The 25190-nt window shown below is 71.7% G+C and carries 36 protein-coding genes and 1 tRNA gene; 18 read left to right on the forward strand and 19 right to left on the reverse strand.

From position 1 onward, the window contains the following. Positions 1–118: 118 nt before the first annotated feature. Positions 119–1558, forward strand: a complete 1440-nt coding sequence (locus MCAG_RS19685; RefSeq protein WP_007074742.1) for an aldehyde dehydrogenase family protein — start codon at positions 119–121, stop codon at positions 1556–1558. Between the two features lie 16 nt (positions 1559–1574). Here the strand turns inward: MCAG_RS19685 and MCAG_RS19690 are convergent, their stop codons facing one another. Next, entirely contained in the window at positions 1575–2804 is a 1230-nt protein-coding gene (locus tag MCAG_RS19690; RefSeq protein WP_036374333.1) for an SUKH-3 domain-containing protein, read from the reverse strand. Positions 2805–2883: 79 nt separating this feature from the next. Here MCAG_RS19690 and MCAG_RS19695 point away from each other — a divergent pair, with 79 nt between their 5' ends. The 5 genes from MCAG_RS19695 (at position 2884) to MCAG_RS19710 (ending at position 7447) form a co-directional block, all read left to right on the forward strand. Then, positions 2884–3306, forward strand: coding sequence for a YbaB/EbfC family nucleoid-associated protein (locus tag MCAG_RS19695; RefSeq protein ID WP_036377556.1), 423 nt, complete (start codon positions 2884–2886; stop codon positions 3304–3306). After that, on the forward strand, positions 3303–3647 hold the full coding sequence (locus MCAG_RS19700) for a hypothetical protein (protein ID WP_036374335.1): 345 nt from the start codon (positions 3303–3305) through the stop codon (positions 3645–3647). Before MCAG_RS19695 ends, MCAG_RS19700 begins: the two co-directional genes overlap by 4 nt. Before the next feature lie 17 nt (positions 3648–3664). Further along, the gene (locus MCAG_RS19705) at positions 3665–6808 is read left to right on the forward strand and encodes a toxin glutamine deamidase domain-containing protein (RefSeq protein WP_083802313.1); all 3144 of its coding nucleotides are present in this window, start codon (positions 3665–3667) and stop codon (positions 6806–6808) included. 105 nt (positions 6809–6913) lie between these two features. Next, a complete protein-coding gene (locus MCAG_RS32720) occupies positions 6914–7204 on the forward strand; it encodes a hypothetical protein (RefSeq protein WP_007074746.1) in 291 nt (96 codons plus the stop codon). A 174-nt stretch (positions 7205–7378) separates the two neighbouring features. Beyond that, positions 7379–7447 (forward strand) — tRNA-Pro (locus MCAG_RS19710). An 82-nt stretch (positions 7448–7529) separates the two neighbouring features. Here MCAG_RS19710 and MCAG_RS19715 read toward each other — a convergent pair. The 3 genes from MCAG_RS19715 to MCAG_RS19725 form a co-directional block, all read right to left on the reverse strand. Then, positions 7530–7955, reverse strand: a complete 426-nt coding sequence (locus tag MCAG_RS19715; RefSeq protein WP_157548137.1) for a hypothetical protein — start codon at positions 7953–7955, stop codon at positions 7530–7532. Between the two features lie 366 nt (positions 7956–8321). Continuing rightward, a complete protein-coding gene (locus MCAG_RS19720) occupies positions 8322–8732 on the reverse strand; it encodes a winged helix-turn-helix domain-containing protein (protein WP_050778014.1) in 411 nt (136 codons plus the stop codon). A gap of 66 nt (positions 8733–8798) precedes the next feature. Continuing rightward, positions 8799–9017, reverse strand: coding sequence for a GntR family transcriptional regulator (locus MCAG_RS19725; protein WP_036374337.1), 219 nt, complete (start codon positions 9015–9017; stop codon positions 8799–8801). Positions 9018–9225: 208 nt separating this feature from the next. Between MCAG_RS19725 and MCAG_RS19730 the strand changes: the two genes are divergently transcribed. The 3 genes from MCAG_RS19730 to MCAG_RS19735 are packed head-to-tail and all read left to right on the forward strand — an operon-like array spanning position 9226 to position 10113. Then, positions 9226–9432 (forward strand): hypothetical protein, encoded by a 207-nt coding sequence (locus tag MCAG_RS19730; protein WP_007074750.1) that lies wholly within the window; start codon positions 9226–9228, stop codon positions 9430–9432. Beyond that, entirely contained in the window at positions 9429–9599 is a 171-nt protein-coding gene (locus MCAG_RS33775) for a hypothetical protein (protein ID WP_198141590.1), read from the forward strand. The genes MCAG_RS19730 and MCAG_RS33775 overlap by 4 nt, the downstream gene beginning before the upstream one ends. 19 nt (positions 9600–9618) lie before the next feature. Further along, positions 9619–10113, forward strand: coding sequence for a hypothetical protein (locus tag MCAG_RS19735; RefSeq protein ID WP_007074751.1), 495 nt, complete (start codon positions 9619–9621; stop codon positions 10111–10113). A gap of 55 nt (positions 10114–10168) precedes the next feature. On the opposite strand, the gene MCAG_RS19740 is transcribed toward MCAG_RS19735, so the two are convergent. Together MCAG_RS19740 and MCAG_RS19745 are read right to left on the reverse strand one after the other, a co-directional pair. Next, the gene (locus MCAG_RS19740) at positions 10169–10930 is read right to left on the reverse strand and encodes a GntR family transcriptional regulator (protein WP_007074752.1); all 762 of its coding nucleotides are present in this window, start codon (positions 10928–10930) and stop codon (positions 10169–10171) included. A gap of 4 nt (positions 10931–10934) precedes the next feature. Beyond that, positions 10935–11477: a GntR family transcriptional regulator gene (locus tag MCAG_RS19745; protein ID WP_007074753.1), complete on the reverse strand. Its 543-nt coding sequence runs from the start codon at positions 11475–11477 to the stop codon at positions 10935–10937. A gap of 117 nt (positions 11478–11594) precedes the next feature. Here MCAG_RS19745 and MCAG_RS29780 point away from each other — a divergent pair, with 117 nt between their 5' ends. The 6 genes from MCAG_RS29780 (at position 11595) to MCAG_RS19775 (ending at position 14931) form a co-directional block, all read left to right on the forward strand. Next, a complete protein-coding gene (locus MCAG_RS29780; protein ID WP_007074754.1) occupies positions 11595–12773 on the forward strand; it encodes a hypothetical protein in 1179 nt (392 codons plus the stop codon). 15 nt (positions 12774–12788) lie between these two features. Beyond that, entirely contained in the window at positions 12789–13232 is a 444-nt protein-coding gene (locus MCAG_RS19755; RefSeq protein ID WP_007074755.1) for a hypothetical protein, read from the forward strand. Between the two features lie 73 nt (positions 13233–13305). After that, the gene (locus MCAG_RS19760) at positions 13306–13650 is read left to right on the forward strand and encodes a hypothetical protein (protein WP_036374340.1); all 345 of its coding nucleotides are present in this window, start codon (positions 13306–13308) and stop codon (positions 13648–13650) included. After that, positions 13650–13886 carry a hypothetical protein gene (locus MCAG_RS19765; RefSeq protein WP_007074757.1) on the forward strand — a complete coding sequence of 79 codons (237 nt, stop codon included), beginning with the start codon at positions 13650–13652 and terminating at the stop codon, positions 13884–13886. Before MCAG_RS19760 ends, MCAG_RS19765 begins: the two co-directional genes overlap by 1 nt. Beyond that, positions 13886–14416, forward strand: a complete 531-nt coding sequence (locus MCAG_RS19770; protein WP_036374342.1) for a hypothetical protein — start codon at positions 13886–13888, stop codon at positions 14414–14416. The genes MCAG_RS19765 and MCAG_RS19770 overlap by 1 nt, the downstream gene beginning before the upstream one ends. Then, a complete protein-coding gene (locus MCAG_RS19775) occupies positions 14416–14931 on the forward strand; it encodes a PqqD family protein (RefSeq protein ID WP_036374345.1) in 516 nt (171 codons plus the stop codon). The genes MCAG_RS19770 and MCAG_RS19775 overlap by 1 nt, the downstream gene beginning before the upstream one ends. Positions 14932–15000: 69 nt before the next feature. On the opposite strand, the gene MCAG_RS19780 is transcribed toward MCAG_RS19775, so the two are convergent. Then, the gene (locus MCAG_RS19780) at positions 15001–15198 is read right to left on the reverse strand and encodes a hypothetical protein (protein ID WP_036377570.1); all 198 of its coding nucleotides are present in this window, start codon (positions 15196–15198) and stop codon (positions 15001–15003) included. Positions 15199–15317: 119 nt separating this feature from the next. Between MCAG_RS19780 and MCAG_RS32725 the strand changes: the two genes are divergently transcribed. Together MCAG_RS32725 and MCAG_RS19785 are read left to right on the forward strand one after the other, a co-directional pair. Then, a complete protein-coding gene (locus MCAG_RS32725; RefSeq protein ID WP_157548139.1) occupies positions 15318–15470 on the forward strand; it encodes a hypothetical protein in 153 nt (50 codons plus the stop codon). Between the two features lie 116 nt (positions 15471–15586). After that, a complete protein-coding gene (locus MCAG_RS19785; RefSeq protein ID WP_007074762.1) occupies positions 15587–15823 on the forward strand; it encodes a hypothetical protein in 237 nt (78 codons plus the stop codon). Between the two features lie 101 nt (positions 15824–15924). Here the strand turns inward: MCAG_RS19785 and MCAG_RS19790 are convergent, their stop codons facing one another. The 6 genes from MCAG_RS19790 to MCAG_RS19815 all read right to left on the reverse strand — a co-directional run bounded on the left by MCAG_RS19790 (position 15925) and on the right by MCAG_RS19815 (position 22114). Further along, a complete protein-coding gene (locus MCAG_RS19790) occupies positions 15925–16287 on the reverse strand; it encodes a hypothetical protein (protein WP_036374347.1) in 363 nt (120 codons plus the stop codon). 67 nt (positions 16288–16354) lie between these two features. Continuing rightward, entirely contained in the window at positions 16355–16645 is a 291-nt protein-coding gene (locus MCAG_RS19795; RefSeq protein WP_007074764.1) for a hypothetical protein, read from the reverse strand. After that, complete coding sequence (locus MCAG_RS19800; RefSeq protein WP_036374349.1) at positions 16642–17580, reverse strand: hypothetical protein; 939 nt, start codon at positions 17578–17580, stop codon at positions 16642–16644. Before MCAG_RS19800 ends, MCAG_RS19795 begins: the two co-directional genes overlap by 4 nt. Then, complete coding sequence (locus MCAG_RS31855; RefSeq protein ID WP_050778015.1) at positions 17577–18137, reverse strand: hypothetical protein; 561 nt, start codon at positions 18135–18137, stop codon at positions 17577–17579. The genes MCAG_RS19800 and MCAG_RS31855 overlap by 4 nt, the downstream gene beginning before the upstream one ends. A gap of 9 nt (positions 18138–18146) precedes the next feature. Next, on the reverse strand, positions 18147–20066 hold the full coding sequence (locus MCAG_RS19810) for a hypothetical protein (protein WP_007074766.1): 1920 nt from the start codon (positions 20064–20066) through the stop codon (positions 18147–18149). Between the two features lie 8 nt (positions 20067–20074). Further along, positions 20075–22114, reverse strand: coding sequence for a phage tail tape measure protein (locus MCAG_RS19815; RefSeq protein ID WP_036374351.1), 2040 nt, complete (start codon positions 22112–22114; stop codon positions 20075–20077). A 120-nt stretch (positions 22115–22234) separates the two neighbouring features. On the opposite strand from MCAG_RS19815, the gene MCAG_RS19820 reads away from it, so the two are divergent. Beyond that, positions 22235–22627 (forward strand): hypothetical protein, encoded by a 393-nt coding sequence (locus MCAG_RS19820; RefSeq protein ID WP_157548141.1) that lies wholly within the window; start codon positions 22235–22237, stop codon positions 22625–22627. Here MCAG_RS19820 and MCAG_RS19825 read toward each other — a convergent pair. From MCAG_RS19825 to MCAG_RS19850, 6 genes are read right to left on the reverse strand one after another with little or no spacing between them, the layout of a single operon-like run. After that, positions 22621–22824, reverse strand: coding sequence for a hypothetical protein (locus MCAG_RS19825; RefSeq protein WP_036377576.1), 204 nt, complete (start codon positions 22822–22824; stop codon positions 22621–22623). The two genes, MCAG_RS19820 and MCAG_RS19825, sit on opposite strands and share 7 nt — an antisense overlap. Further along, a complete protein-coding gene (locus MCAG_RS36315) occupies positions 22818–23369 on the reverse strand; it encodes a hypothetical protein (protein WP_007074770.1) in 552 nt (183 codons plus the stop codon). The genes MCAG_RS19825 and MCAG_RS36315 overlap by 7 nt, the downstream gene beginning before the upstream one ends. Further along, positions 23369–23845, reverse strand: a complete 477-nt coding sequence (locus MCAG_RS19835; RefSeq protein ID WP_007074771.1) for a phage tail tube protein — start codon at positions 23843–23845, stop codon at positions 23369–23371. Before MCAG_RS19835 ends, MCAG_RS36315 begins: the two co-directional genes overlap by 1 nt. Positions 23846–23863: 18 nt before the next feature. Then, positions 23864–24367, reverse strand: a complete 504-nt coding sequence (locus MCAG_RS19840) for a hypothetical protein (RefSeq protein ID WP_157548143.1) — start codon at positions 24365–24367, stop codon at positions 23864–23866. Between the two features lie 17 nt (positions 24368–24384). Further along, positions 24385–24834, reverse strand: a complete 450-nt coding sequence (locus MCAG_RS19845) for a minor capsid protein (RefSeq protein ID WP_007074773.1) — start codon at positions 24832–24834, stop codon at positions 24385–24387. 1 nt (position 24835) lies between these two features. Then, positions 24836–25189: a hypothetical protein gene (locus tag MCAG_RS19850; RefSeq protein WP_007074774.1), complete on the reverse strand. Its 354-nt coding sequence runs from the start codon at positions 25187–25189 to the stop codon at positions 24836–24838. Position 25190 lies beyond the last annotated feature (1 nt).

The raw sequence follows: 25190 nt of genomic DNA on the forward strand, positions 1-25190 counted from the left end.
GATGCGGACAGCGGAGGTTATCGGAATCTGACTGCCATCTTCGCTACTGAATTCGCGGCAGACAAGGGCTTGAGCGACTGTTTCCGTGCGGGCTGCGGGTCGGCTACGCTGCGGAGGTGTGGAGCCGAGAGCCTTCTTCGTCGCCGGCCGCCCCGCACACGGCGAGGGCGAGCTGACCGTCACCCACCCGTACGACGGTCGGGCGGTGGGGCGTACCACGTTCGCCACGCCCGACCAGGTCGAGGCCGCCGTCGCCGCGGCGGCCCGGGTGGCCGCGCACGCCGCGGCCCTGCCCGCGCACGCCCGCGCGGCGGCCCTGGACCACGTCTCCCGGCGGCTCGCCGAGCGCGCGGCGGAGGTGGCCGACCTGGTCACCGCCGAGAACGGCAAGCCGGTCAAGTGGGCGAAGGCTGAGGTCGGGCGGGCGGTGTCGACGTTCCGCTGGGCGGCCGAGGAGGCCCGGCGCTTCTCCGGCGAGCTGCAACGCCTCGACACCGATCCGGCCGCCACCGGGCGGATCGCGCTGGTCCGCCGGGCGCCGAAGGGGCCCGTGCTGGGGATCGCGCCGTTCAACTTCCCGCTCAACCTGGTCGCGCACAAGGTCGCCCCGGCCGTCGCCGTCGGCGCGCCGATCATCGTGAAGCCGGCCCCCGCCACCCCGCTGTCGGCGCTGCTGCTCGGCGAGATCCTCGCCGAGACCGAGTTGCCCGAAGGCATGTTCTCGGTGCTGCCGCTGCCCAACGAGCGCGCCGCCGAACTGGTCGCCGACCCCCGGCTGCCGGTGGTGTCGTTTACCGGCTCCGGGCCGGTCGGCGCGGCCATCCGCCGGTCCGTGCCCGACAAGCACGTCACGCTGGAACTGGGCGGCAACGCGGCGGCGGTGATCTGCGAGGACTGGAACACCGACGAGGACCTCACCTTCGCCGCGCACCGGATCGCCACCTTCGCCAACTACCAGGCCGGGCAGTCGTGCATCGCCGTGCAGCGTGTGTACGTGCACGAATGGCTCTACGACGCCTTCCTGCCGAGGCTGGTCGCCGCCGTGAAGGCGCTGCGCACCGGCGACCCGGCGGACCCGCTGACCGACGTCGGCCCCCTGGTGTCGGTCGAGGCCGCGCAGCGGGTCGAGGCGTGGGTCGACGAGGCGGTGGTGGCCGGGGCGACCATCGAGGTGGGCGGGCGGCGCGACGGCGCCACCTACCCGCCGACCGTGCTGTCCGGCGTGCCCGCCGACGCCAAGGTGTACGCCGAGGAGGTGTTCGGGCCGGTGCTCGTGGTCGCCCGGGTCGAGAGCGACCCCGCCGCGTTCGCCGCCGTCAACGACTCCGCGTACGGGTTGCAGGCCGGCGTCTTCACCCACCGGCTCGACGTCGCCTTCGCCGCCCACCGGGCCCTCGACGTCGGCGGGGTGATCGTCGGCGACGTGCCGTCGTACCGGGCCGACCAGATGCCGTACGGGGGCGTGAAGGGCAGCGGAGTGGGGCGGGAGGGCCTGCGCAGCGCCATGGACGACTACACCGACCAGAGGGTCCTGGTCCTCACCGGCGTGCGACTGTAGCGAGTCGAGGGCGGCGTCACCAGGTGCCGTCGTCGCGCACGCGGGCCGGGGCCCGGCCGAGCAGCAGGGTGGTCAGCGCGGCGTCGATGTCGTCGCCGAGGAACCACTCGCCGGCCTGGTCCAGCGCGAAGACCCGACCCCGCTCGTCCACGGCGAGGATGCTCTCCTGGTTCTCCGTCCCGATCGGGAACAGCCGTACGCCGAGCACGGCGGCGAAGTCCGCGAGCGTGTCGGCGTTGTGGGCCACCAGGTGCGGGGTGATGTCGAACCGCGAGATCCACACCTGCTCGCCCGGGCCGCGCCGGGCTCCGATCAGGCCGGGGAACCGGGTGATCGCCTCCACCGCCGCGGGGAACGCGACGTGGGAGTGACTGGCCCCGACGACGGCCGTGACGTCCCGGACGGCGGCGGCTGCCATGATCTCGTCCCCGATGTGTGGTGCCCAGCCTGCGGCGACGAGGGCGTGCGCCACCTCGTCGGGGAAGCGGCCCGGTTCGGGTGCCGGAACCGCCTCCGGCACCCGGGGCTGCCGGAAGCCCAGGTCGGACCAGGGGAGCACGTTCATGTGCACCAGGAACCTGATGCACGAGTCACACGGCCGGTCGGCCGGCCCGCCCGCCGGGTCGCCCGACTCGCGTACCCAGTACAGCTCGAACAGGCTGCCCGCGAACCAGGCCCGCGCCTCGTCGAGGGTCGCCGGGGCCCGCCCCTCGGCGGCGCGCTGGTGGTCGTGTTCGTGCAGGACGTCCGACACGACGATCAGCTCGGCGTGCCGGTCCACCCCTCGGACCAGGTGACCGGGCGGCTGGGTGTCCAGGTATTCCCGGACGAGTCGGTGGTGCCGCAGCACCGCCTCCCCCTTGGCACCCCACGCGCGGTGCATCCTGCCGGCCACGGTCAGGTGCGCGGCCGTGCCGGGGGTCGGCAGGCGGCGGATCTCGCGGAGCAGTTGGCTCGCCGGATCGACGGTGCGCGGCGCGGGCTGGGCCGGCCGGCTGCGCCGGTACATCTCCTGCACGGCCGGGAACGGCAGGCGCGGCCAGGTCGACACCTCGCCGGTCTCCTTGTCCACCACCGTGGTCGGCAGGTCGCCCGGGGGAACCGTGGCCGCCGGGGTCACCGTCGAGGTGATCAGGTAGCCGAGGTCGAACTCCTCGACCAGCGGGGCGCACTCGTGCCCGAGGCGCTGGGAGTCCCGGTGGGCCCAGACGGTGGCGAGCTGTTCGGCCTGCTGACGGTCGATCACCCACCCGAAGTTACCTGACCCCACGAAATCCGTCGCGCCCGGTATGGTCTGCCGTACCGAGGGTGACGGGGAGGTCGCGTTGGCCGAGAGCGTGGACCGGGAGGCCAACCGGGCGCTGCGAGCCCGGTTCGACGAGGTTTACGGGCAGTACCGCCAGCTCCGCTCCGGGTTGGACGAGCTGCGGTCCCGCCTCGCGGAGCTGCGGGTCACCGAACGCTCCGACGACGGCCAGGTGACCGTGGTGGCCGGCGCCCGGGGCGACATCGTCTCGGTGGACCTGGCCCCCTCCGCCCTTCAGGGCCGCGACGCCAGGGCCCTGAGCCACAAGATCACCTTGACGGTGCACCGGGCCGCCGCCGCCTCGGTCGCCGCCACCCAGGAGCTGGTCGCGGGATACCTCCCGGCCGGGTCGGGGTCGGTGGAGTTCCTCCGCACCGGTGACTTCGACACCCTGCTGGGCCGGGCCGACGCCGCCATGCGGGGCGGGGAGGGGTCGGCATGACCGACCACCAGCTCTGGCTGGACCCGGCGCGGGCCCGGCGCGGTGGGGCCGACCTGGCCTCGGCCGGCGAGGCGGTCACCGCTCGGCGGACCGAGGTGGGCGGCCAACTCGCGGCGGCCAGCGCTGCCCGGCCCTGGGGGCGCGACGACATCGGCGCGGCGTTCGAGAAGCAGTACCGAGGGTTCGAGGAGACGCTGTTGCGGGCCTGGACGGGCCTCGGGCGAGCTCTCGAAGACCTGGGCGAGGACGTCGTGCGGTCGGTGGACAACTCCGTACGGACGGACGCGCAGGGCGCCGGACGACTCGACCGGATCTCCGACCAGCGGCCCGCCGGGCGCTGACGACTCCGAGGATCGCCGTGACCCTGCTGCCGAGCCCGATCCCGCATCCGCTGGACTACGCGCCCTGGGAGCTGCCCGGCTGGGTCTACGAGGCGCTCGACTGGGTGATCGGGGTGGAGTGGCCGGAAGGCGACGAGCGAGCCGTCTGGGACCTCGCCGACCAGTGGTACGGCGTGGCCGAGGCCCTGGCCGGCCCCCGCGCGGACGCGATCGCCGCCGCCGGGGAGGTCCGCAGCGGGTACGGCGGGATCGGGGCGGTCGCGGAGGCGTTCGACGCGGCCTGGCGTCGGGTGGCAGAGGGCGACGAGGCCCCGCTGCCGGTGCTGTTGGCGGTGAGCGGTGACCTCGGCCGGCTCGTCGAGGAGTGCGGATGCGACATCGAGGGCGCCAAGCTGGAGGTCTGGATCGAGCTGGGCATCCTCGTCGTCGAGCTGCTCTCCCTCGCCGTGGCGGCGGTGCTCACCGCCGGTGCCGCCTCGCCCGCCGCCGGTGCCGCGATCGCCGCCAGCCGGTTCGTCGTGCAGCAGATCTTCAAGAGGCTGATGGCCCAGCTCGCCCGCAAGGCCCTCAAGCAGGGCCTGAAGGAGGCCAGCGAGCGCGCGGCCAAGCGGGTGGCCGAGGGCGGCATGCGTGGCCTCGCCCGGAAGGCGGCGCGCGGCGGGATGGAGGAGGCGGCCGAGGAGTCCGGGATCACGCTCGCCACGCAGGCGTACCAGAACTCGACCGGCCGCCGCGACGGCCTGGACCTGACCGACGCGGGCATGTCCGCGCTCGGTGGCCTGGCGGGTGGGGCGGTGGCACCGCTGGCCGGCCTCGGCAGGCACGCAACCGGGCGGGCGGCGCGGATCGGCGAGCACTTCGGCCGGGAGATGACCGGTGAGGTCATCGCCGACCAGGCGGCCAACCTCGCCACCGGGCAGGGCCTGGTATCGCTGGAGGACGCGGCGCGGGCCGCCGCGTCGGGTGCGACCGGGTCGGCCACCGGGCAGACGGACGTCGCGTTGCAGCATCGCCTCGACGGCCGGATGGCCGCCCTCGCGGGGGCGTCCTCGGCCCCGACGGACCTCGGTGCGCTCGCGCCGGGCCCGACCGACGCCGCCCTCGGCTCCGGCGGGGAGCGTCCCACCGTTCCGGTCCCCCGCGACGGGGCGGGCCCCACCGCCGTTGCTGCGTTCGGGGCGGGCGGGTCGGAGCCGGGCCCGTCCGCCTCGGCCAGGGGCGAGCTGGGCGGCGACGCGCCGGGGCCGCAGAACCCGCTGTCCTCGGCAGCGCCACGCGAGGCAGCGTTCGTCGTCGCCGTCGATGCCCACGTCGACCAGGTGCCGACCGCGTTGGCCGAGGCGTCCACGCAGCCCGCGCCGCAGGCACCGGCCACGTCCGGCGCGGCCGACGGGTCGGCGCCCGCCCGCGCGGCGGTCAGCCCGACGCTGTCGTCGGTCGCTGCGGTCGAGCTCGCGCAGCCCGACACGCGGGTAGCCGGGCCGGCGCCGCCGTCCGTGGGCGCTGCCGCCGTCGCCGATGGCGTCGCGCCCCACGCGGTGGGCGCGTCGGGAGCCCCGGCGGCACCCCACCTGCCGGCCTCGGCGAGCGGCGTCCTCGCGCCGTCCCCGGTGGTCTCGCCGGCCGCCGGCACGGGCACCGCGGCCACGGGCATGGGCATGGGCACGGTGGGTACGGCCAGGCCGGCTGGTCCCGGCCACGACGGCCCGCTTCCGCCCCCTCCGCCCCGTTTTTCCCGCATGGAGTCGCTGGACCCACGGTGGCACCACGCACAGCCCGCGGAGCATCCCGTCGTGCCGCCGCCGAGATCGCCCGAGTGGCAGGCCAGGCAGCGGGCCGAGCGCGAGGCGTACGACCGGCGCCGCTATCAGGATCGCTTCCAGCAACAACGCGCGCTGCACGAGGACAACCGGCGATACGACGACTCTCAGGAGCTGCGCTCCCGTTGCGAGTTCTTCCAACGGCGGGCCAGCGAGTACGCCGCCTACGCGCTGAGTCTGCAACACCAGGGCCAGGGCTACCTCGCGACCTCGTGGCACAGGATGGCGATGGCGGACGAGCAGGCGGCCTACGAGTCGCGGGAGCTGGCCGAGGCGGTGCTCGCCGGCACGGTCGCGCCGCAGTTCGTCGAGGTCAGCGATCCCCTCGACTTCTACTCGATCAACACCGACGATCCGTCGCTCGTCGTCGGGGCGGTGCAGACCGACGGCCCCTCGGCGCTGACCGGGGACGACCACCCACCGCCGATCGACCGGTCCCGCCGATACGGGCAGTGGGGCGGCCTCCGGCCCCCGCTGGCGCTGCACCAGTCGGACCTCGAACGGGCGATGCCCCGCGGCCCCGGTGGGCGGGTCCTGCGCACCGCCGATCCCCGCCGGGGCAACTGGTTCAGGCTCGCCAACGACGGCGGGCCGGCTGCCGACCCGACCCGGGGCATCAACTGCCTGGACTGCACCCTCTCGCTGTACGAGACGTGGATGCACGGCCGTCCCCGGGTCTCCGCGCCGCGCACGTTCGACGCGTACGCCGCCGGTGACATCAGCCGGCCGCTCGGCGGCGAGATGGGCGGCCCGGGGCGGGTCGAGGACGCCACCGGCGGACGCTTCCAGCAACTCGTCGACCCCGACGATCGCACTCCCGCCGACGAGAGATGGGGTGTGGTCAACCGGGGGTTCGGCAACCTTGAGCGGCAGTTGCGAGCCGGTGGTCACGGTAGTTACGCGTTCCTCATCACCACGTACGAGGGCGGAGGGTCGCACGCCTGGGTGGCACTGAACCAGAACGGCAGCGTGCTCTACCTGGACCCGCAGAGCGGGGCCGTGTCCGATATGCCGATCTACACGCACAGCGGGTTGCCGGCCCCGCACAACGTGACCGGCATCGACGCCCTGGTCCTCGGTGCGAATGGTGACCCCATGCCGATGGCGGGTCGCGGGCCGGGGAAGTTCAGCCAGCGGGCCGGGGTGGTGGATGAGCAGCAGGCGGAGGATCGGTCGCGGGAGTGGCAGCCCGGCCCCGACGACCCCACGGACGACGAGCTGTACGTCAACCGAATGCACCTGCTCGAAGGCCCCAGAACGGACTTGGCGGGCACCGGAGGCACTCAGCCTCCGGAAGCTGATAGATCTTCGAGATCGCGAGTTTCGCATCAAGAGATTTGAATCCCTTGAGCGAAAGTTTCTGGGCGAGGCGGGCCGCCGGCCTTGGCCTCACTGTGGACGACTTTCCTGCCTTCTGGCATTTGAGTAACCGTCTGGAGCAGCAAGATGCAGACATACTACGCGATCTACAAGAATGAAATTGAGGGTGATCCGGTAGGAATGTTCATCCTGGATCCGAGCAAGGGTCGTGCGCTGATCTGGAACCATCGCATCAAGGCGTGGTCTTATGAACCCGGGTTGGATTTTCGATCTCTTGAAGATTGTCGGAATGTCGATCGTTACCGAGAGATCGACGAGTCTGAGGCTCGGCAGGTGGCACTCGCGGTGACAGGTGGTGACTTGCCGGGGGAAGGTCAGGTGGTGGCGCGGTTCCGAGGGCGTGAACCAGTCGAGTGACCCGGGCCTGTGCGATGACCCGGGCGGCGGCAGGCGCCCCGGGCATCGCTGCCCCCGTAGGGCCAGGGCCACGCTCGCTGACGGACGTGTTGGCCGACGCAGCATGATCAACTCTAGGGGAGGGGTAGGGGAATCCACTGCACGCCGCCCGGCCCCGCCGGAGCGGAGCGCATGGTGGCTGTAGCTCAGTTGGCAGAGCACCGGGCCAGGGCCCCGGTACGGGTTCAATTCCCATCAGTCACCCGGCAAGTGGATCTACTCCACAGCAGATCAGGCCCCCTCCGAAGAGGGGGCCTGATGCGTCATAGGGGACAGGTAGGGGAACTCAACCCCCGGCTCCTTGCTCGCGTCGGGTCATGCCGTCCGCGTACCCCTCCGCGTACCTGGCCCTCTCCCGTTCCTCGATCTCGGCGGCGAGCTGATCGCGCAGGTGCGCCTCCATCGCCTGCCGGCGTTCGGCCGTCTCGCTCGAGGCCAGGACCCCGGCGCCACTCCGACCGCCCCGCCGGGCGGGCATGGCGGATCCGCGCCAGGCGGCGAACGCCTCCGTCACGGCCTCCAGCCGCACCCGCTCCAGCTCCGTCTGGTGCCGCCGCTCGTCCGCCTCGATGTCGGCGGCCATCGACTCGATGACGTCCTGGTAGTGCTCCCGCTCGTGCTGCCACTCGTCGCGCTCGGCGCGGCGCAGCGCCTGGCACGTGCAAGCGACGGCGACGCCGACGACAGCGGCGAGGGTGCAACGATCGATCATCGTGCTCATCATGGGTCCGTCTCCGATCAGCGACCCCGGCGGGCGGCGTCGAGCGGAGGGGTGATCGTTTCGAGATGGATGTACACCGGCGTACTCCTCACGTTGGAGACTCGCCTCGATCAGACACCCGTTCGACTGGTGACCGAAAGCCCTGCTCGGGGACACTCCACGCACCACCGGACGACTGGTGGTGCGTGGAACTTCCACGTGGTAAGGGTTACTCAGAGTGATGTTTCATAGGGTGGGCGCCGGTCGACAATGACGTAGAGTGGCCTTACCATGCACTTCCGTCGATATTGAGCTGTGCGTTACCGGTGCGTAACCTGGACGGCAATTCCAGATTGCGGGCGAACACGCGAACCCGGATCAGGCGCGCGGAATGCGCACGCCTACCTCATCCGCCGGATATACATCCATCAGCCCGTCCGGATTGCGCACCACCAACACCGGCACACCCTCGGGGATGTTCATCTCCGCTCGCTCCTCCGGCGTGGGCATCCGGGCCATGACGAACTGGTCCGGCTCGCCCACCAGCTCGTCGAGTTCGACCGGCCCCCGCACCCGCGTGCCTCGCCCCGAGGCGGCGTCGACGAGTCCCTCAGCGCGCAGCTCGGCGACCGCCCGTCGCACGGTGCCCCTGCCCACCCCGTACTCCTGGCTCAGCCGAGTCTCGCTGGGCAGCAGCCCGCCCGCAGCGTACGTGCCGTCCTGGATGCGGGCGCGCAGCAGCGCGGCCAGCTGGAGGGCGGCGGGCACACCGGAGTGCGGGCTGATCACAGGCCGGACGGTAGGGATGCCGGGGCGGACGTTCGCCCGGCGCAACGTTCGAACGTTCGGTGCGCTCTATGCCTCGGCCACGTATACCCCTGCTCCGGCGCGGCCCACGGTAAGCCCGCGGTCCCGGGTGAGCTCCAGGGCGCGCTGGATGGTCGACACGCTGACCGAGTACAGATCGGCCAGCTCTCGCAGCGACGGGAGCTTCGACCCGGGCGGGTACTCGCTGCTGCGGATGCGGGCGGTCAGGTCGTCGGCGATCTGGCGCGACGACATGGGGATGGGCATGGCGGATCTCCCTGGTTGGCCCGCCGATGACATCACGCCCGCCACGCTGCCTCAAGCAGTGATTGACCAGTAGTCACACAGTGACCTAGGTTGGCCGATGGGTACCCCGTCCCTGGTTGGCGCCGGGCGTGATGCCCTCGTCCGGGCGGGGCCGGACCCCCGTGCCAGCCCCGCCCGGCCCCACCCCGCCCCGCGACGGAGGCTCCCGATGGTCGAGCGCCCGCACGACGCCCCCTGCCCCGGCGCGCACTCGGTGGCGCACGGCCGGCCCCCGCTGCCGGACGGCCACGTCGTCCCGCACCTGCCCCGGCCCGCACCGCCGCCAGGCCTCACCCGCCGGCAGTACGCAGCCGGCTGGGTCTGCGCCGGCTTGGTCCTGGTGCTCCTCGCCGCCGGCATCCTCGGGACGCTGTGACCGTCGCCGCGACGACCGTGCGGCTGTGGTGGCGGCTGATAGTGGCGCACCGACCCCTCGACGGCGTCTGCCCCATCTGCCGGGTCCGCCGATGCCGGGAACGGGCCTACGCCCGGAGCGCGCTCATCGTCACCGGGGTGTGGCACCTCGGGCCGCCCGAGATGTGACCGGAGAGAGGATGCACCCATGACCACGCTGACCGGTGAGCGGCTTATCCACCACGTTGCCGCCCTGGCCGTCCGCGCGCACGCCGGCGAGCCAGTGGCCGCCGAGCTGGCCGAGGCGGCCCGGATGCTCCGCCAGGTCTACGACAACCCGCCGGGTCTGCCGTACCGTCACCCGTGGCCGAGGCGGCGGTACCCGACGATCGATCCGCAGGTTGCCCTCCGTGACCGGGTCGACTGGGACGGCGGCGGCTGCCTGGCCCTGCCGGCCGGGGAGGTGCGTCGCGCCCGCCGCTACGTCACGCCGCCGGACCTGGCCGGCTGGCTCAACTACCTCAACCTGGCGACCCTGCCGGTCGAGCCGGTCGACGATGACGCCCTGGTCGTCGTCTACGACGTGACGAGCCCGGTCGCCCCGCTCCTCCTCGCGGTAGCCCGGGGCCAGGACACCGGCCCGGCGGTGGAGCACCTGGTGGGCCGAGTGGTCCACTCCCGCCGGCATCCCTGGGAGTGGTGACCCCGGATACGCGACCGCCCCCGACCAGCACGGTCGGGAGCGGTCGCGTCAGGGGTCAGGACGGCCAGCGATAGCGCAGCTCATGCAGGTGCCCGGCTTTGATCAGCACCATGCACTCCACCGGCTTGCCCGCCGCCGTGGTGCACACCCGGAACGTGCGCAGGATCGGCACCTCGGTCGGCAGCTCCAGCGCCACGAACTCCTCGCTAGTCGGCGGCCGGGTTGAGATTACGTCTTCGAACGCCACCGGCTCCACGCCGAGGTCGGTCAGCACTACAGGCGACCCGCCGCGGATCTTTCGCCGCTCTACCAGCGCCGTCCCCCGAGCCAGTTCGACCGGGTAGAAGGCGTGCACCAGCTCGGCCGGGCTGCCGTCCAGGGATAGCACCTGCGCGCGGCGTACCACCGGCTGTCCCGGGTCGAGGCCGAGGGCGGCGGCTACCTGTACGGGCGCTGGGACCTCGCCGACGTCGAGCAGCCGGGACGCACCCCGCTGCCCCCGGTCGGTGGCCGCGGTGATCCAGGCGTATGGCTGGCCGGGGGCTGCGGGGACCGCGTAGTCGGCGGGGGTGATGGTTTGCTGCTGGGTGGGGCGGACGTACACGCCCTTGCCGACGCGGCCCTCGACGTAGCCCTCCGCCTTCAGGATCGCGATTGCGTTCTGGATGGTCGCTCCAGGCGCGTCGTACTTCGCGCCGAGCTCGGCGGTGGAGGGCAGCTTCGCGCCGGCGGCCAGGTCGCCGGCCATGATGTTGGCGCGTAGGTCGGCGGCGATCTGCTGGCTGCGGGGACGCGGGTCGCGGGGAGGGGTGGGCACCGGGTCAGCCTGCCGATCGGACGTAGTGGATGTGTCGGCCGGCGCGCATGACGTTGACGTCGAGCTGGTAGGGCCGGCCCTCGTGGTCGAGCAGGGTGCGGGTCAGCGACAGCGCGGGGTCGGCGGTGGCGACGCCGAGCGCGGCCTGTTCGTCGGGGGTCAGGAAGGCGCGGGCGGGGCCCGCGGTGATGTCCTCGCGGACCTCGGCCGGGGTGTAGCCCAGCTCGCTGAGGAACCGGGCGGCACCGCCGGGGATCTTGGCGGGGTCTGCCAGCACGGTGAGCGAGGCGAGGTTGCCGGGCCAGTACGAGGTGGCGATCTCGACGGGCTGGTCGTCGGCGAGGATGAGCCGCTGGCGGATGACGATCGGCGCGTCGGAGTCCAGCCCCAGGTGGTGGGCGATGTTGACCGGCGCGGGGATGGTCTCGGCGACGAGGATGCGCTGGCTGCCGCGCTGCCCGGTGGCGGCGGCCTCGATCCTCCAGGCGTCACCGGCTGTCTCGGTGAGGTACAGGTCGGAGGTGGTGGTCCACCTCGGCTCTCCCATGATCCGGCGCTCCTCTGCTTGTCCTGCGGCTGACCTTACTGCCTGATTGCTCAACTCTCAGAGACTTGACTGTACTCGTCCTTGCTGCCTAACACATATAGCTGTACGGTTGCCGGCATGACCGCACGAGACTGGTTCCGGGCCGATGCCGCCGTCTGGGGTGAGCGCATCGCCCTCGGCACCGCCGTCGCGCTGACCGCCAAGAGCGAGTACGACCTGGCCGTCATGTCGCACTTCGCCAAGCAGATTGCCTGGCTCTACCCGGTGATGCTCGACGTCTACGTCGTCACGGCGTTTCACAAGCGGCGCAAGGTCGACATGTTCGTTGCACTCGCGCTCATGCTGTTCAGCCAGATCGCCGTGCACCTCGTCCCCGTGTTCATCACCGGCGGCGAGCAGATCCCGTGGGGCCTTGTCATGGCGGTCGCCTGCGTCGCCCCGATCGTCGTCGTCCGCGTGAAGATGCTCACCGGAAAGACGGCGGCCGAGCGGGAGGCGGAAGAGCACGACCGCGCCCGGGCGGAAGAGGTCGTCCGGCTCCGCGCCGAGGTCGCCGACGCCAACCGGAAGGCGGCGGAAGAGGCCGCCGCGCGGCGGGCGGAAGAGGTCGCCCGGAAGAGCGCCGAGGAGCGCGCCCAGGCGGAACGCACTGCACGCGAGGTAGCGGAAGCGGAAGCCGCCCGGGACGCGGAAGAGCGGGCGGAAGAGAACCGGAAGAGCCAGGCGGAAATCGCTCGCCTCACCCGGCACGCCGAGGAGGTCCAGGCATCCGCCCGCGACGCCCGCGCCCAGGCCGCCGCCGCATCCGAAGAGGCCGCCCGCACGATCGGTCAGCTCACCGAGGCGCGGGACGCCGCCGACCGCGCTGCCGCAGGTCGCGCCGCCGCCGAGCAGCACGCCGCCGCTGTGGAGATGGCCCGCGAGTCGGTCGTCGAGGAGCTGAACCGGGTGCGCGCCGCGCACGACCGGCTCGCCCGGAAGGCGGCGGAAGAGGGTACGCGGAAGGTGACCCGGAAGAACGGGCGGAAGAGCGTCGGCTCTTCCGGGTCCGCAACCCGGAAGGAACTGGCCGCCGAGCCGGCCGCTCTTCCGGTCCTGGATGCGGAAGAGGTGCCCGCTGTTCCGGGTGTCTCTGCCGCCCTGACCGCCCGCGTCCTGGCCGCGATGGAGGCCGAGCCGGACGCCGCCCAGGCCCGGATCGCCGAGCTGGCGCGGACCACCGACCGGACCGTGCGAACGGTCATGCGGCACCTGACCACCGTCACCGAAGAGACCACCGACCGCGCTGCGGTCTGACCGGAAGGAATCGTCGTGGACCAGTTGACCCAGGCAATCACCGACGTGCGCACCGAGCTGGGCCGCGTCGACGCCAAGGCGTTCGGGCTCCTCGCCCTCGCCGGGACCGCCCTGTCCGCCGGCCTCGCCGTCATCGCCAGCGGCCAGCTCCACGGCCCCGCCCGCGCCACCGGCACCGTCGCCGGCGTGCTGGTCGTGGCCAGCGTCGCCGCGCTCGCCGACGCGATCCGGCCCCGCCTCGCCGGCCGGTACGGGTTCATGGCCTGGGCGCAGGCAAGGAGCGCCGCCGACGTCCTCACCTACTTCGGTGCCGGCGACCACGAGCGCCAGGCGTACGAGCTGCGCGCCCTGTCCCGCAGCGTCCGCAGCAAGTACCGGCGCATCCAGCTCGGCCTGGCGCTGCTCGGCGGCGGCGTGGTCGCCGCGATCGTCACCGCCTACCTGCACGCCCAGTCCTGATCACGCGGGGCCCGGCCCACGCCTGGACAGCCCGGCCGGGCCCCGCACCCCCCCACAAAGGAGGAACACCATCATGACCGCCCTGTACCGGGTCGCCGGCACGCTGCCGCCCGACTCGCCGCTGCGCCGGCTCGCCGGACGCACCATCACCCTGCCCGCCCGCACCCAGGACGACGCCGACCGACGCGCCGATGAGCTGCGCCAGGCCGGGGCGGTGCCGGTCGTCTGGTCCCTGCGGCCCGTGCCGTGGACGCCGATCGCGCTCGGTCTCGCCGCCGTGGTCCTCGGCGCGCTGGCCGCCGCGATCACCGCGATCCTCAACGGCCACGAGCTGCTCGCCGGGGTCTCGGCCGCCGCAATGCTCGTCGCCGGCCTGGCCCTGTTCCCCGCCCTGGCGCACCTGGAGATGGACCGCTGATGCCCGCCCAGACCTACCGGCTCCGCGTCTACGACGGCGCGTACGAGGTCCTGCACAAGCGGCGCTACGTCGTCACCCTCGACCTGGAGTACCCCGGCCTCGACGGCGTCCTCAGCCAGCACCTCCAACAGCTCACCCGCGAGGCGCTCGCCGCCAACGAGCCGATGGACTCGCCGCGCCTCGAGGTGTGCGACCCGCGCACCGGGACGGTGCTGCTCGACTGGTCGGGGGCCTGATGCTGACCACGACCCACACCATGTCCCCGACCGGGGTGGTCATCGTGCTGCTTCTGGCCGTCATCGTCGACTACATGTCCATCGGGCCGAACTCGTTGCGGGACAGGCTCGCGTTCCTGCTGGCCGTCCCGGCGATCCGGGAAGGCTTCGACGGCTCGCCCTTGGACCAGGCCACCGTCGGCGCCCTGCGAGACGTCATCCAGGCGCTGCTCGACTCGGCCGGCGACGCCTACATCGCCGGCGCGAGCATCAACGCCGTCATCGGGTTCCTCATCGCCCTGCTCTGGATCTTCGCGATCGGGTGCCTGCTGCCAGTGAAGTCCAGCAAGAAGCTCGGCAGGTTCGCCACGCTGAGCTGGCCGCAGTCCCCCCTCTACCGGCTCAACGCCAAGATGTGGCTGGTCGCCATCCCCCTCGGGCTGATGTCCGACCTCCCCGAGGGGCTGATCGGCGACATCACCCGCATGCTCCTCGACGTCACCACGAAGCTCATCGTCCCGCTGCCCGCCCTCCTGTTCGGAGCTGCCTGATGCTGACCACCATCACGCTCGCCGCCGCCGACGAGCCCACCCGGGGTTGGGGCGGCCCCATCGCCCTGGCCATCGTCGCTGCTGCCTACATCGCCGGGGCGACCCTGCACGACTGGTGGCGGCGCACCCGGCAGGACCCCTCCCCCACCGGGGATGGTGACACCGAATCTGGTGTCAAACCGCAGGTCACGCAGGTGTCTGACACCTCTGACACCGACCGTGACACCGGATGGTGGGGGCGGATCGTGGAGGTCGGCGGGCGCCGCGTCCGTACGGCCGACGGGCCCGAGCCGACCCGGGACACGGACGTGGACCTCGACCTGGACGGCGACGACGCCGAGGACGAGGAAGACGAGGCGGAGAGCATTGAGGACGTGATCGGCAAGATGCTCGACCGCGGCCACCCGTACGCCGAGATCGTGCGTTCGATCATGGAGGAGTTCGAGGTGTCCGAGGCGACCGCCAAGAGACGGATCCGGGACGTCCGAGCGGAGCGGATCGCTGCGGCGAGCTGACCCCCTGGACGCACGAAAGCGCCCCGCCGGCCGGAGCCGCGCGGGGCGCGTCGCTGTGCGGGGGAGGGGCTACTCGGCGGTCAGGCCGGCGGCGCGGCAGATCCGGCGCACCTGCTCACGGGTGTACCCGGAGGCCCGGACGATGTCGGTCTGCCGGGTGCCGGCGCTGGCGGCCTCCACGATGGCGTCGGCCAGCTCGGTGCGGGCGGCTGCGAGCGCGTCCTTGGCCTGCTGGTGGGCGTGGGCGGCGGTGTCGAGTCTGGTCACCCGGCGATCGTGCCACACGCGGCGAGGCCATACAAGGTGGCCAATCCGTGTTGCATCACGCCACATCGGTATGCCACACTAGGTGGCATAGGGAGCGACACCACCCCGAGGGAGCAGAGATGACCGCCACCGAGATCCGCACCGCCGCCCGCCAGATGGTCCTCCAGGGCCACGCCCCCAACCTCGCCACCGCCCACGCCCGCATCGTCGCTGCCGAGGCCACCGCTGCCGCCGACGCCTGGCGGGCCGGCCTCCCCGCCGAGGACCGCTGACCCCAGACGCACGACGGCCCCGACCTCCACCAGGGAGGCCGGGGCCGCAGTCGTCGCCATCGACTGGCCGCACCCTCTGTCCGCCGCGCTAACGCCCGCGCCGGCATCCTGGCGCGATGACCAACGCAGAGACGATCGCCTACGGCGTAGCCCTCCTGACCCTCGCCCACCGTCGCGACATCGATCGGCTCCGCGCCCTCGCCGCCCAGCGGAACCCCGACGCCGTGATCGACGCCCTCACAGCCGCCGGGGTCGGCCTGGCCGAGCTGGCCGCGGACGCCCGAGGTGAGTCGGTGGGCGGGGTGCTTGGGCTGCTCGGCATGGCAGCCCTGGCCGAAAACGACCGGGGCTGACCCCGGACACGACGAAGCGCCCCGCCTCCCACCAGGGCGAGCGGGGCGCTGTCGTAGCTGGACGATGCCGGCACGGGGGAGCCGGCACCGCGACGGGGAGCCTACCGGGCTGGTACGACCGGATCCTTGCTGGTGACGCCGTTGCCGGACATCGCCGGGGCCACGGCCACCCCCGCCGCCGTCAGGCCGGCCAGGACCAGCACGATCCACTCCCCGGCGTCCAGACCACCCAGCACCGCCGTGGCGAGCGCCTGGAGCACCGCGAGGACCACCGCCACGGCGGTCTTCGCCCACCGGTACTGCGGGGCCAGCGGGACGAGGTACACGCCGATGGCGGTCGCCGCGGCGATGCCGATCTGCACGACCTCCTCCGGCTCGATGCGGCTGTCGCCGCCGAGGGCGGCGTACGCGGCGACGAGGATCGCGCCCAGGACCGCCGCGAGTGCCTTGCCGTACTGCTGCATGGATGCCTCCGTGGGCATGACGAGCCCGGACCACCCTGGCCCGAGACTAGGAAGGTGCTTTCCCGCGTCAGGGGGTCAGCTTGGGCAGTAGCCCGACCGCGAGCGCGGCCAGGGCCACGAGCAGGGACGCGGCGGGCAGCGGCCACCGCGCCGATTCCAGGGCACGCAGCCGCGACTCGTGGTCGATGACCTGCGCGGGCACCGGCGTGAGCAGTCGCAGCTGCTCGTCGTGCCCGTCGACGGTCCGTTCGATGTCGGCGTGCTGGTCGGTCAGCCGCTCCACGGCGGTGCCGACGCGGACGACCGCGTCGTAGATCTCCCGCGCGCCGATCTGCACGGGGCCGAGCGGGTCCGTCACGGCGCACTGCCCCCGGCGGCGAGCCGCGCGGTCAGCTCGTCGACGACCTGCCGAGCCATGTCCGGCGGCACCGCCGCAGCGATCGCCTCCGGGGTGAGGCCGGCCGCCGTCAGCGCCTCAGCGAGCCGCTGCGGGGACAGCCCGGCAAGCACCCCGGCGACGATGGCCGGCTCGTCCGTCCAGTCCATCCCCGCGAGGGTGGTGACACCGGCGGACACGCTGTCCAACCGGGCCATGACGTAGTCGAGCTTCGCCACCAGGCTGTTGCCGACCTTCGCCGCACCAGACCCATCGGGGTCGACGGCGCGGCCCATGCTAGGGCCGCCATAGAAGGTGCCCAGGTAGACCTGGTGGATCTCGTTCTCGGCCTTTTCGCTCATGTCGTCCTCCGGTGTCGAGGGGCTGATCAGCCCGATCTCGCTCAGGTAGCGACGGAACAGCGGGGTCTGGTCCCGGCCCGCCTTGGTCGAGTCGCGGAAGAAGCTGAAGTGCGTGTGCCACAGGTGGGAGCTGTCGCCGCTGCTGCGCTTGCCGAGCCGGTCCCACCGCTTGACCGTCTTCCCGTCGGGGGAATAGATGATCTCCCTGATATCCCGCGTGTCAGCCGCGCCGGCGACGCACTGCTGCACGCACCAGACGGAAAACGTCCGCAGGTCATGCGTACGGCCGTCCACCCGGACGCTGAAGCTGCCGACGTCCAGGCCGGACGCGTCGAGGGTCAGCCCGGCCCGGTCACGCGAGGACTCCACCACCGAGTAGTCACCGGCCACCACCCGGTCAGAGCCGCAGTGGTAGCCGCCCCAATGGTCGGCGTCGCCCACGATGCCGACCTCCGCCGACTCCAGGTCCTGTGAGCGCGAGGTCTTGGGGTCGATGTCCAGGTGGGTCAGCAGTAGCCGGCGCACGTCCTGGAGGTTCTGCGGCGCCCGGGTCATGGCACCAACCTCATCCAGGTGACCGACATCGACGCCGCGGCCGAACCCGTCACCGTGTTCAGGGCCCCACCGGACGTCTGAAACGCGCCCAGCTCCACGTAGTCCCCCTCCGCCAGGGAGACGGTGATCTGCCGGGCGGGCACCCGGGTCGACGTCGACGCCGTGGTGACGGCCTGGAGCATCACGTCGGAGCCGTCGATCACGGCACCGTTGAGCAGCCACGCCACGCCCCGCACCCCAGTCGCGGAGACCGCGAACCCGCACCCGCCGCCGAGCAGGTATATGCCGGGATATCTGACGGTGTAGCGGGAGGTGTTGCTGCTGGTCGAGTGGCCACCCACGCCATCCGGGTCGTCGTCGAACACCTCGGAGCCGAACGTCACCGGGGTGAAGCTCCCGCCGGTGGGGATGGACTGCGCCGCGGTCTGCCTCAGCATGGCCGCCGGACGGTCCATCAGGAACCGGATCGGGTCCCGCAGGTAGGCGTTGAGGTTGGTGCTGTCCAGCGCGTCGACGTTGTTGGTCCAGGCCGACTTGGTTTCCGGCACGGCCGGCATGAGCAGCTCCTAGTAGGCGATGATGGCGGAGGCGGAGACGAGGTCGCCGACCATGGGGCACGCCGGTGGGTCGCCGACGGCCGGCCCCAGCAGCGGTGACGTGTTGAACTGGATCACCCGGCGGGCACCCGGCCCGATGGTGTGCTGAATGCCCTGCACGATCAGGTGCCCGACATCGTCCGGGCTGCCCGCCGGCAGGTCGGTGATTTCGATCCGGTCTCCGACGTGCAACCCCAGCAGCGCCTGCCGCTCCGCCGTGGTGCGGCGCAGCATGCTGATGCGGATACTCGGGCACCTCGTCCGCGGCTGGCCATGCGCGGCCAGTGCCCACGCGGCCAGATTGGCCGGGTCGGCGTCGACGGCGGTGTCCAGCTCGTGCGACTGGGCGGTGACCCCGTAGCGCTGCGCCAGGTCCCGATCGGCGCGGCGGACACTACCGGCACGCGTGCGGGTCACCGTGACCTCGGTGGCCGGCTTGTCGGGCCGGTACCGCAACCCCCGGTAGCCGACCCAGGCGAACGGGATCTCCATCGCGACGGCCTGGTTGTACCGCTGCGCCCGGGGCACCGCCGTGATCAGCCCAGGCCCGTCGGTGACCAGCAGGTCCTGGCCGGTGGTGGCAGCGGCACGCAGAGCCTGCGCCGGCGTGACCCCAGCCAGGCGGGCCGCCTGCATCGGTGTGGAGCACGCGGCGGAGACGTCAACCTCCGCCGCCGGCACGCCCGCGTACCCGGCGAGGGTCACGATCCGCTCAGCCACAGTCTGCCGGTGCAGGCCCCGGTAGCCATGCTCGTACTGCTCCAGGTGCATGTCATAGGTCATCGCGTCCGGTCCCACCCGGATCTGGAGCTGCCCCATGGCGCCCTGGTAGATGCTGCCGATCGTCAGCCGGCTCATCGTCCACGCACCCGGGGCGACCGGGGCAGTGGCCGAGCCAGTCACGTCCGCCCCAGACCACAGCTCCACCAGGCCCGTCGAGCTGTGAACACGCATGGTGATCAGCCGCCACGCGTCCCGCTCCAGCCGGTGGCCGGTGACCACGGCGGTGTCGACGCCGGCCCGCCACGTCAACTGGAGGGACCCCGCCACGGTGTCGTCGCCAAGGATGATGCCACCGCCGGAGGCGTCGAGGATGCTCAGCACGGCGTAGCTGCCCGGGTAGCCATTAGGGTCAGCCTCGGCGCGCACCCACATGGACACGGCGACCACGTCGGTGGCGCCCACAGGCACGTCGATGGTCGCCGACAGCCGGGCGCGGGCGAGGAACGCGGCGCCGTCGGTGATGCCCTGCCAGCGGGCATAGGACTGGTCATCGCCCGGCGGCCCGTCCTGCCCACCAGCGGCAATCAGGTCCTCCGGATCGGCCGCCACCGTAACGTCGAACCCTACGACGGACCTGGCCGTGACCGCTGTCGTGATCGCCGACGCGTACGGGTACGTGTCCGACAGGGGGAAATGCTCCACCAGGTCGCCGGTGGAACGCACCTGCTCGACGAGGGTGCCCTCGTAGACGGGTGCCGAGTCGAGGCGGCCCATCCGGTCGATGGCCGACACGGTCACCGGCTGGGAGCCGCGCGGATCGACGATCGGCATGTCCGGGATCTCTAGAAACCCGGTGCCGAGCGGGAACTCGGCACCGGCGACGGTTTCGGTGACGTCGACCCGACGGCCCTGCTCCCAGCGCCCCGCATACGGAGAGTCGGAGTTGCCCGGTGTGAACAGGCCGTCAGGGTTGCGGAGAGCCCAGCTCATCTCGGTCGGCTGGATCTCTGCTGACTCGTTCTGCCGCCCGACGGAGATGGTCACGGCCTGGCCGCCCTCGCCGTAGTGGACCCGGTCGGTGATGTCCGTCCACACCGGTACGGGGTCGTCCGGGTCGCTGTCGAGGGCGACCCGGACACGGATGTCGGGGTCCCGGATGTCGGCCATGGAGCTCCTTACGTGGGGGTGATGCCGAGGTACGCGCCGACGGACCGGCCGCGCAGGGTCGCGGCGTCAACGATCTGGTCGCGGATGACCCGGCCGTCGGGCCACTGGAGGATGACCCGCAGGGTGCCGGAGACGCCGCCGCCTTGGGCGCCGCCAGTGAGGGGTTGGACGGTCGCGCCACGGCCGAGGTGCACCAGCTCCGGGCCACGCTCGCCGACCACAGCCATGCCCGCGTCGAGGATGTGCCCACCCTTCGCCAGGTACGGGATGTTCGGGGTGGCCAGGGTGACGCTCGGGATGTCCATGCCGAGCACCGACCCGCCGCCGAGGGTCAGCGAGAAACTATTCCATTTGCCGATCATCCAGTTGATTGCCGACCGGAATGCGTCCTTGAGGCCGTCGAACATCCCGCGCGCCTTGGCCCGAATGCGGGCCGGCAGGCCACCGATGTAGTCGACGAATTCGGAAACCTTGGCGGTCACCCATTTCCACGCGTCAGCGATACCACCGAAGACGGCCGACCAGAACCCAGTGAACAGCCTCCACCAGCCCTGGAACAGGCCGACAAAGAAGTCGCCGATTGCGCCCCAGAAGCCGCTGAACAGCTCCCACCAGCCCACAGCCAAGGCAACGACAGTCTCGAAGAGCCACGTCCAGCCGCCCACGATCCAGTCCACCGCCCACTGGAAGGCGGTGACGATTCCTTCCCAAACGGCTTTCCAGAAATTGCGGAATCCCTCGAATTTGAGCCACAACCCGACGATGATCGCGATCAGGCCGATGACGGCAAGGATGATCAATCCGACCGGGTTCAGCATCATCGCCACGTTGAGGGCGATCTGCGCCGCGGCCCACAGCTTGGTGCCCAGCACGATCAGGCCGATAATGCCGGCAAGCAGGCCGAGCCCGGTCGCGAGCGGGCCCACCCAGCCCGAGTTGCGGCTGAGCCAGCCGAAGGTGGCCTCGATCATGGGGATGGCCTCGGCGAGCTTGTCCACCAGGGCGGCCTGCGCCTGCCGCTTGAACGCCTCCAGCTTCTGCGACGCGCTTTTCTCCAGCGCCTCGCCGGCCTTGTCGCTGGCCCCCGCTACGCCACCGAGCCCGTCGCCTGCGGCCTTCATGTTCCGCAGAAATTCGGGGATGTCGGAGACGTTGAGGTCTTCCAGTGGGGTGCCGAACAGGGCAATGGCGGTGTTGGCCTGCTTCGTCGGGTCCTTGATGGACAGCAGGCCGGAGATGATCTGCTGGAAGGCCCCCTGGGCAGTCTTTCCGCCTTTGAGGATCTTGTTGGACATTGCCTCGGCGTCCAAGCCGATCGCCTTGTACGCCGCTACCGAGCCGGACGACATGTCGGTGGCCCGGATGGTGAACTCCTTCAGGGCGTCGCCGGCCTTGTCGATCCCGTACTGGCCCTTCTCGCTCGCCTCGACCAGCAGCGCGAACGCCTGCTCACCGTTGAAGCCCAGCGACCGGAAGAACTGGCCGTACTCGTTGCCGGCCTCCAGCACGTCTTCCCGAAGTGCGGCCGGCACCCGGGCCGACGCCGCGGCGATCAGGTCCATAGCGTGGTCGGCGTTCTTCGCCAGCCCTGACCCGATGAGGGTGGAGGCGTACTGGGCGGCCGTGGCGACGTCGGTGCCCCACGCGGTCGCGTAGGCATGCACCTTGACGGTCATCCGCTCGATCGCGCCGGCGTCGTCCACCTTCGCCAGGTGGGATGAGACGACCGCCTGCGCGGCCTCCATCGCCTGCCCGGCGGAGTCCCCGAAGCCGCGGGCGTACACCCTGCCGGCGGCCTCGCCGATCGTCTGCGCCAGCACCGGATCACCGACTTGCGCGGCCAACTTGGCCCGCGCCTTGTCCAGCTCCAAGCCTTGGAGCAGGCCAGCCCCGATGCCGGCGGCCAGCGCGGCGCCAACCACCGGCCCGTACTCGCGGGCGCGCTGGCCGGCCTGCTCCAGCTTGCCCCGGGCGGCTCTGATCGTTCGGTCGAGGGCGGTGTCGTCGGCCTTCAGGTAGGCGACCAGTTCGCCAAGCTTCAGCGCCACGGATGCCCCCTGTCGGATGTTGGATTGCGGACCGTCGGGGCCCTGGATAGGTCGATACCGTGCCCCGGTCATCCCCCGTTTCAGGAGGCACGAGTGAAGGCACGGCAAGCAGCAGTGGCGATGGCAGTGATCGCGCTGGCGGGCTGCGGCAGCAGCGGGGAGTCGCCGGAGGCAGCTCCGACGACGCCAGGGGGTCTCAGTTCCGAGGCGATCGAGAAGGCCGAGAAGGCAGCCGGCATCCCGCCGAAGCCGGATCAGAAGACGGCGGACGCCTATCTCGCCGCGCTACGGAAAATCGACCCTGAGATTGTGGGCGACAAGGACCCCGACCGGATCATCGATCGAGGCCGTGACCAGTGCACCACCATCAGGGAGTGGCCAGACGACGAGGCGAAGGTGATCAAGTTCGTCAACACGCGGTTTACCAGCCCGGACCATCCGGACGGCTTCGGCACCGCGAAGGCAAAGAAGATCAACGAGGTGGTGCACCGGCACCTCTGTCCCACCTACTGACGCGGCATCCCTGGGATGCCGGGCATCTCCGGCTCGGGTGCGAGCGCCCGGTGTAGCCGGGTGTCCGCCGACAGGAGCCCGGTGATCCGGACCTCCAGCCACCGCCAGGACCGGGCCCGCATCAGGGCTCGGTCTTCCACGTCCACCCCGTACACGTCGTGCAGGTCGGCCTCGACCAGGGCCCAGCGGGTCAGGATCTCCGCCCACGAGACCCGCGTCCCCCGCCGCTCCTCGCGGACCTCGGGCGGGAACTCGTACCACTCGTAGAGGCCGGTGACGGGGTCGCGGTCGCCTCGGCCGTACTGGTCTTCCTCTGGGCGGCCCGGCGGTCCGCTCGGTTCGCCGGGCCCGCCGCTTCCGGGCGGCCCCCAGACCGCCACCACCGGGCGGCGGCGTCCTCACCAGCCACGATCCACAAGTAGGCCGTCACCCCGCAGTACTCGACGTAGGGGTCCGGCACCTGGTCGGCCACCATCTGGCCGTACACGTCGCCCAGCACCCGCTGCGCCAGGGTCAGCTCACTGCCACCAGGCAGCTCAGGCAGCGCCTCGATCCGGTCGGCGGCGGCCCGGATCTCCTCCTCCGTACTCGCGGCGTGAACCTGCCCGGTGACCTGGGCCACCAGCCGGCACCACAGTCCGAGCTCGGCTGTGGCGAGGGGGACGGCGTACTCCCGTCCCCGCACGGTGAGCGTCAGCCCGGGCGCGAAGTACTCGGTGAGGTCGTCGAGGCGGGTGGACACTACGCGCCCGGGTTGGTGATGCTGGTGCGGGCGCCCTGGCCGTGCAGCACCACGGCGACCACGTCCCTGGCGCCCGGGTTGCCGCCTTCCGGGGACCAGTCGACCAGGGCGTATCCCTCGTAGTTCGCCCCGTCGAGGCCGTTGCGGTCGTACCAGCGGATGTGGACCTCGCCGTCCTGGGTGTCGTTGGCCTCCGCCGCAGCGCGTAGCGCCTCCTGGACGGGATTCCAGGTGATCCCGTCGGAGCCCGTCCGGTGGATGATCTTGAGTTCGATGCCCCAGCTGTAGCCGGTGACGGCCCGGCGCATCGCGCCCTCGTCCTCGTAGGTCTCGTCATCCTCACGCCGGGCCGAGTAGGTCGGCTTGAACTCCTCGACCCCGATGAGGGTGTCCCAGTCGGGGCTGCCCGGGGTGGCCATGTTGAGCTGGAGCCGGTAGCGGCGGGCCAGTGCGGTGACGTCGTCGGTAGCTGCCATGGTGTCGTCTCCCGCAGATCAGGCGCTGGCGCCGATGATGACGATGTCGTAGGTCACGCTGGAGCCGGCACCGGAGTTGGTGACGGTCAGCAGGTCGCCGGTCCCGGCGGTCACCGCGACCCCCGTCGCGTCCGTCGCCGCCCAGGCGAACGCACCACCTGGGCGAACCGGCACGCCGTCGCCGGCCGCCAGGAACAGCGGGACACCGTTGGTGCCCTCCCGGATCACGTTGACGTTGTTCGTGTTCCCAGCCGCGGCAGCAACCACGACGGCCTTGATGCGGGCGAAGGTGAGTGTCGCCCCGAAGGCGTCGGTGAGCACTCCGGCCAGGTCGAGGTTCTCGGTGCCGGATGCGGCGAGGGTGCGTGTGTCCTGCCAGATCAGATCGGCCTGGTTGGCGCCGGTTCCGTTCGTGAGCCGGATGGTCTTGGCGAGCGAGGCGGTCGAGGTCTTCGAGCCGAGGTCGATGCTGCCCGTCAGGGTGGCCGCGACCGAGACGGCAATCTTGCTGGAGAGGCTCATCGGTTGCCCTCCCGGGGCTAGTCGGTGTTGTTGCTGGTCGGACGCATGGTGTCGAAGTAGTAGTTCTCGGACCTGCTCCACCTGCCGTTGGAGTCGTCGCCGAGCGACGTGTAGCTCTGTCGCCAGATCTGCACCACGGCGATGCCGTCGAGGGTCAGCCGCGTGGCCCCGTCGAGCAGCTCGTACACGGCGTCGGCCAGGTCGTCGCAGTCGCGCGGGTCCGTGCCGGCGCGTACCCGGATCTGCACGCCGAGCTGGTGATCGGCTACGCCCGGGCTGGCTGAGCCGACCGGGTATGCGGCGAGGGTGATCAGCCGGTCTGGGGTCTGCGGCACGGCCCGGATGACGATGCCGGTGTCGCCTGGGCCGTACGTGCCGCTGGGCGACCAGTCGCCGATGCCGGCGGCGGCGAGGTGCTCGGCCAGGCCGGTCAGCAGCCGGGATGTCCATCCGTCGCCGGTGGCCACGTCAGCCTCCCAGCGGCCGGCGGCTGGCGCGGGCGATCAGGGCCAGCATCACGTCCTGCTCGGTCGACATGGGTTCCTCCAGGTACTTGGCCTGCCGGCCCTCGTCGTGCCGCAGCGTCATGTCCTCGTGCTGCTTGACGGCGTACGGGCGGTCGTACGACACCGCGACGGTCCCGGACGCCCGATCGGCGGTCACCTCCGCGGACCGCTCCAGGTCGCCCTCCTCGTGCGGAGCGAGCCCACTGGACACCTGGAGCAGGTGTTCGGCGGCCAGCATCAGGCCATCCATGCTGGCGTCGGCCAGTGCGGCGAGCACCTGCTCCCCGTCCCAGTGGAGGCGGAAGTCGTCGGCCATG

Source organism: Micromonospora sp. ATCC 39149 (assembly GCF_000158815.1).
GTDB lineage: Bacteria > Actinomycetota > Actinomycetes > Mycobacteriales > Micromonosporaceae > Micromonospora.

Excerpts from the sequence above, each read along its gene's own strand:
- MCAG_RS19700 (WP_036374335.1), top strand. The coding sequence starts at position 3,303 with ATGACCGACCACCAGCTCTGGCTGGACCCGGCGCGGGCCCGGCGCGGT.
- MCAG_RS32720 (WP_007074746.1), top strand. The coding sequence starts at position 6,914 with ATGCAGACATACTACGCGATCTACAAGAATGAAATTGAGGGTGATCCG.
- MCAG_RS19715 (WP_157548137.1), bottom strand. The coding sequence starts at position 7,955 with ATGATCGATCGTTGCACCCTCGCCGCTGTCGTCGGCGTCGCCGTCGCT.
- MCAG_RS19725 (WP_036374337.1), bottom strand. The coding sequence starts at position 9,017 with ATGCCCATCCCCATGTCGTCGCGCCAGATCGCCGACGACCTGACCGCC.
- MCAG_RS19730 (WP_007074750.1), top strand. The coding sequence starts at position 9,226 with ATGGTCGAGCGCCCGCACGACGCCCCCTGCCCCGGCGCGCACTCGGTG.
- MCAG_RS19735 (WP_007074751.1), top strand. The coding sequence starts at position 9,619 with ATGACCACGCTGACCGGTGAGCGGCTTATCCACCACGTTGCCGCCCTG.
- MCAG_RS19745 (WP_007074753.1), bottom strand. The coding sequence starts at position 11,477 with ATGGGAGAGCCGAGGTGGACCACCACCTCCGACCTGTACCTCACCGAG.
- MCAG_RS29780 (WP_007074754.1), top strand. The coding sequence starts at position 11,595 with ATGACCGCACGAGACTGGTTCCGGGCCGATGCCGCCGTCTGGGGTGAG.
- MCAG_RS19760 (WP_036374340.1), top strand. The coding sequence starts at position 13,306 with ATGACCGCCCTGTACCGGGTCGCCGGCACGCTGCCGCCCGACTCGCCG.
- MCAG_RS19765 (WP_007074757.1), top strand. The coding sequence starts at position 13,650 with ATGCCCGCCCAGACCTACCGGCTCCGCGTCTACGACGGCGCGTACGAG.
- MCAG_RS19770 (WP_036374342.1), top strand. The coding sequence starts at position 13,886 with ATGCTGACCACGACCCACACCATGTCCCCGACCGGGGTGGTCATCGTG.
- MCAG_RS19775 (WP_036374345.1), top strand. The coding sequence starts at position 14,416 with ATGCTGACCACCATCACGCTCGCCGCCGCCGACGAGCCCACCCGGGGT.
- MCAG_RS32725 (WP_157548139.1), top strand. The coding sequence starts at position 15,318 with ATGACCGCCACCGAGATCCGCACCGCCGCCCGCCAGATGGTCCTCCAG.
- MCAG_RS19785 (WP_007074762.1), top strand. The coding sequence starts at position 15,587 with ATGACCAACGCAGAGACGATCGCCTACGGCGTAGCCCTCCTGACCCTC.
- MCAG_RS19790 (WP_036374347.1), bottom strand. The coding sequence starts at position 16,287 with ATGCAGCAGTACGGCAAGGCACTCGCGGCGGTCCTGGGCGCGATCCTC.
- MCAG_RS19800 (WP_036374349.1), bottom strand. The coding sequence starts at position 17,580 with ATGACCCGGGCGCCGCAGAACCTCCAGGACGTGCGCCGGCTACTGCTG.
- MCAG_RS31855 (WP_050778015.1), bottom strand. The coding sequence starts at position 18,137 with ATGCCGGCCGTGCCGGAAACCAAGTCGGCCTGGACCAACAACGTCGAC.
- MCAG_RS19810 (WP_007074766.1), bottom strand. The coding sequence starts at position 20,066 with ATGGCCGACATCCGGGACCCCGACATCCGTGTCCGGGTCGCCCTCGAC.
- MCAG_RS19820 (WP_157548141.1), top strand. The coding sequence starts at position 22,235 with ATGGCAGTGATCGCGCTGGCGGGCTGCGGCAGCAGCGGGGAGTCGCCG.
- MCAG_RS19835 (WP_007074771.1), bottom strand. The coding sequence starts at position 23,845 with ATGGCAGCTACCGACGACGTCACCGCACTGGCCCGCCGCTACCGGCTC.
- MCAG_RS19840 (WP_157548143.1), bottom strand. The coding sequence starts at position 24,367 with ATGAGCCTCTCCAGCAAGATTGCCGTCTCGGTCGCGGCCACCCTGACG.
- MCAG_RS19850 (WP_007074774.1), bottom strand. The coding sequence starts at position 25,189 with ATGGCCGACGACTTCCGCCTCCACTGGGACGGGGAGCAGGTGCTCGCC.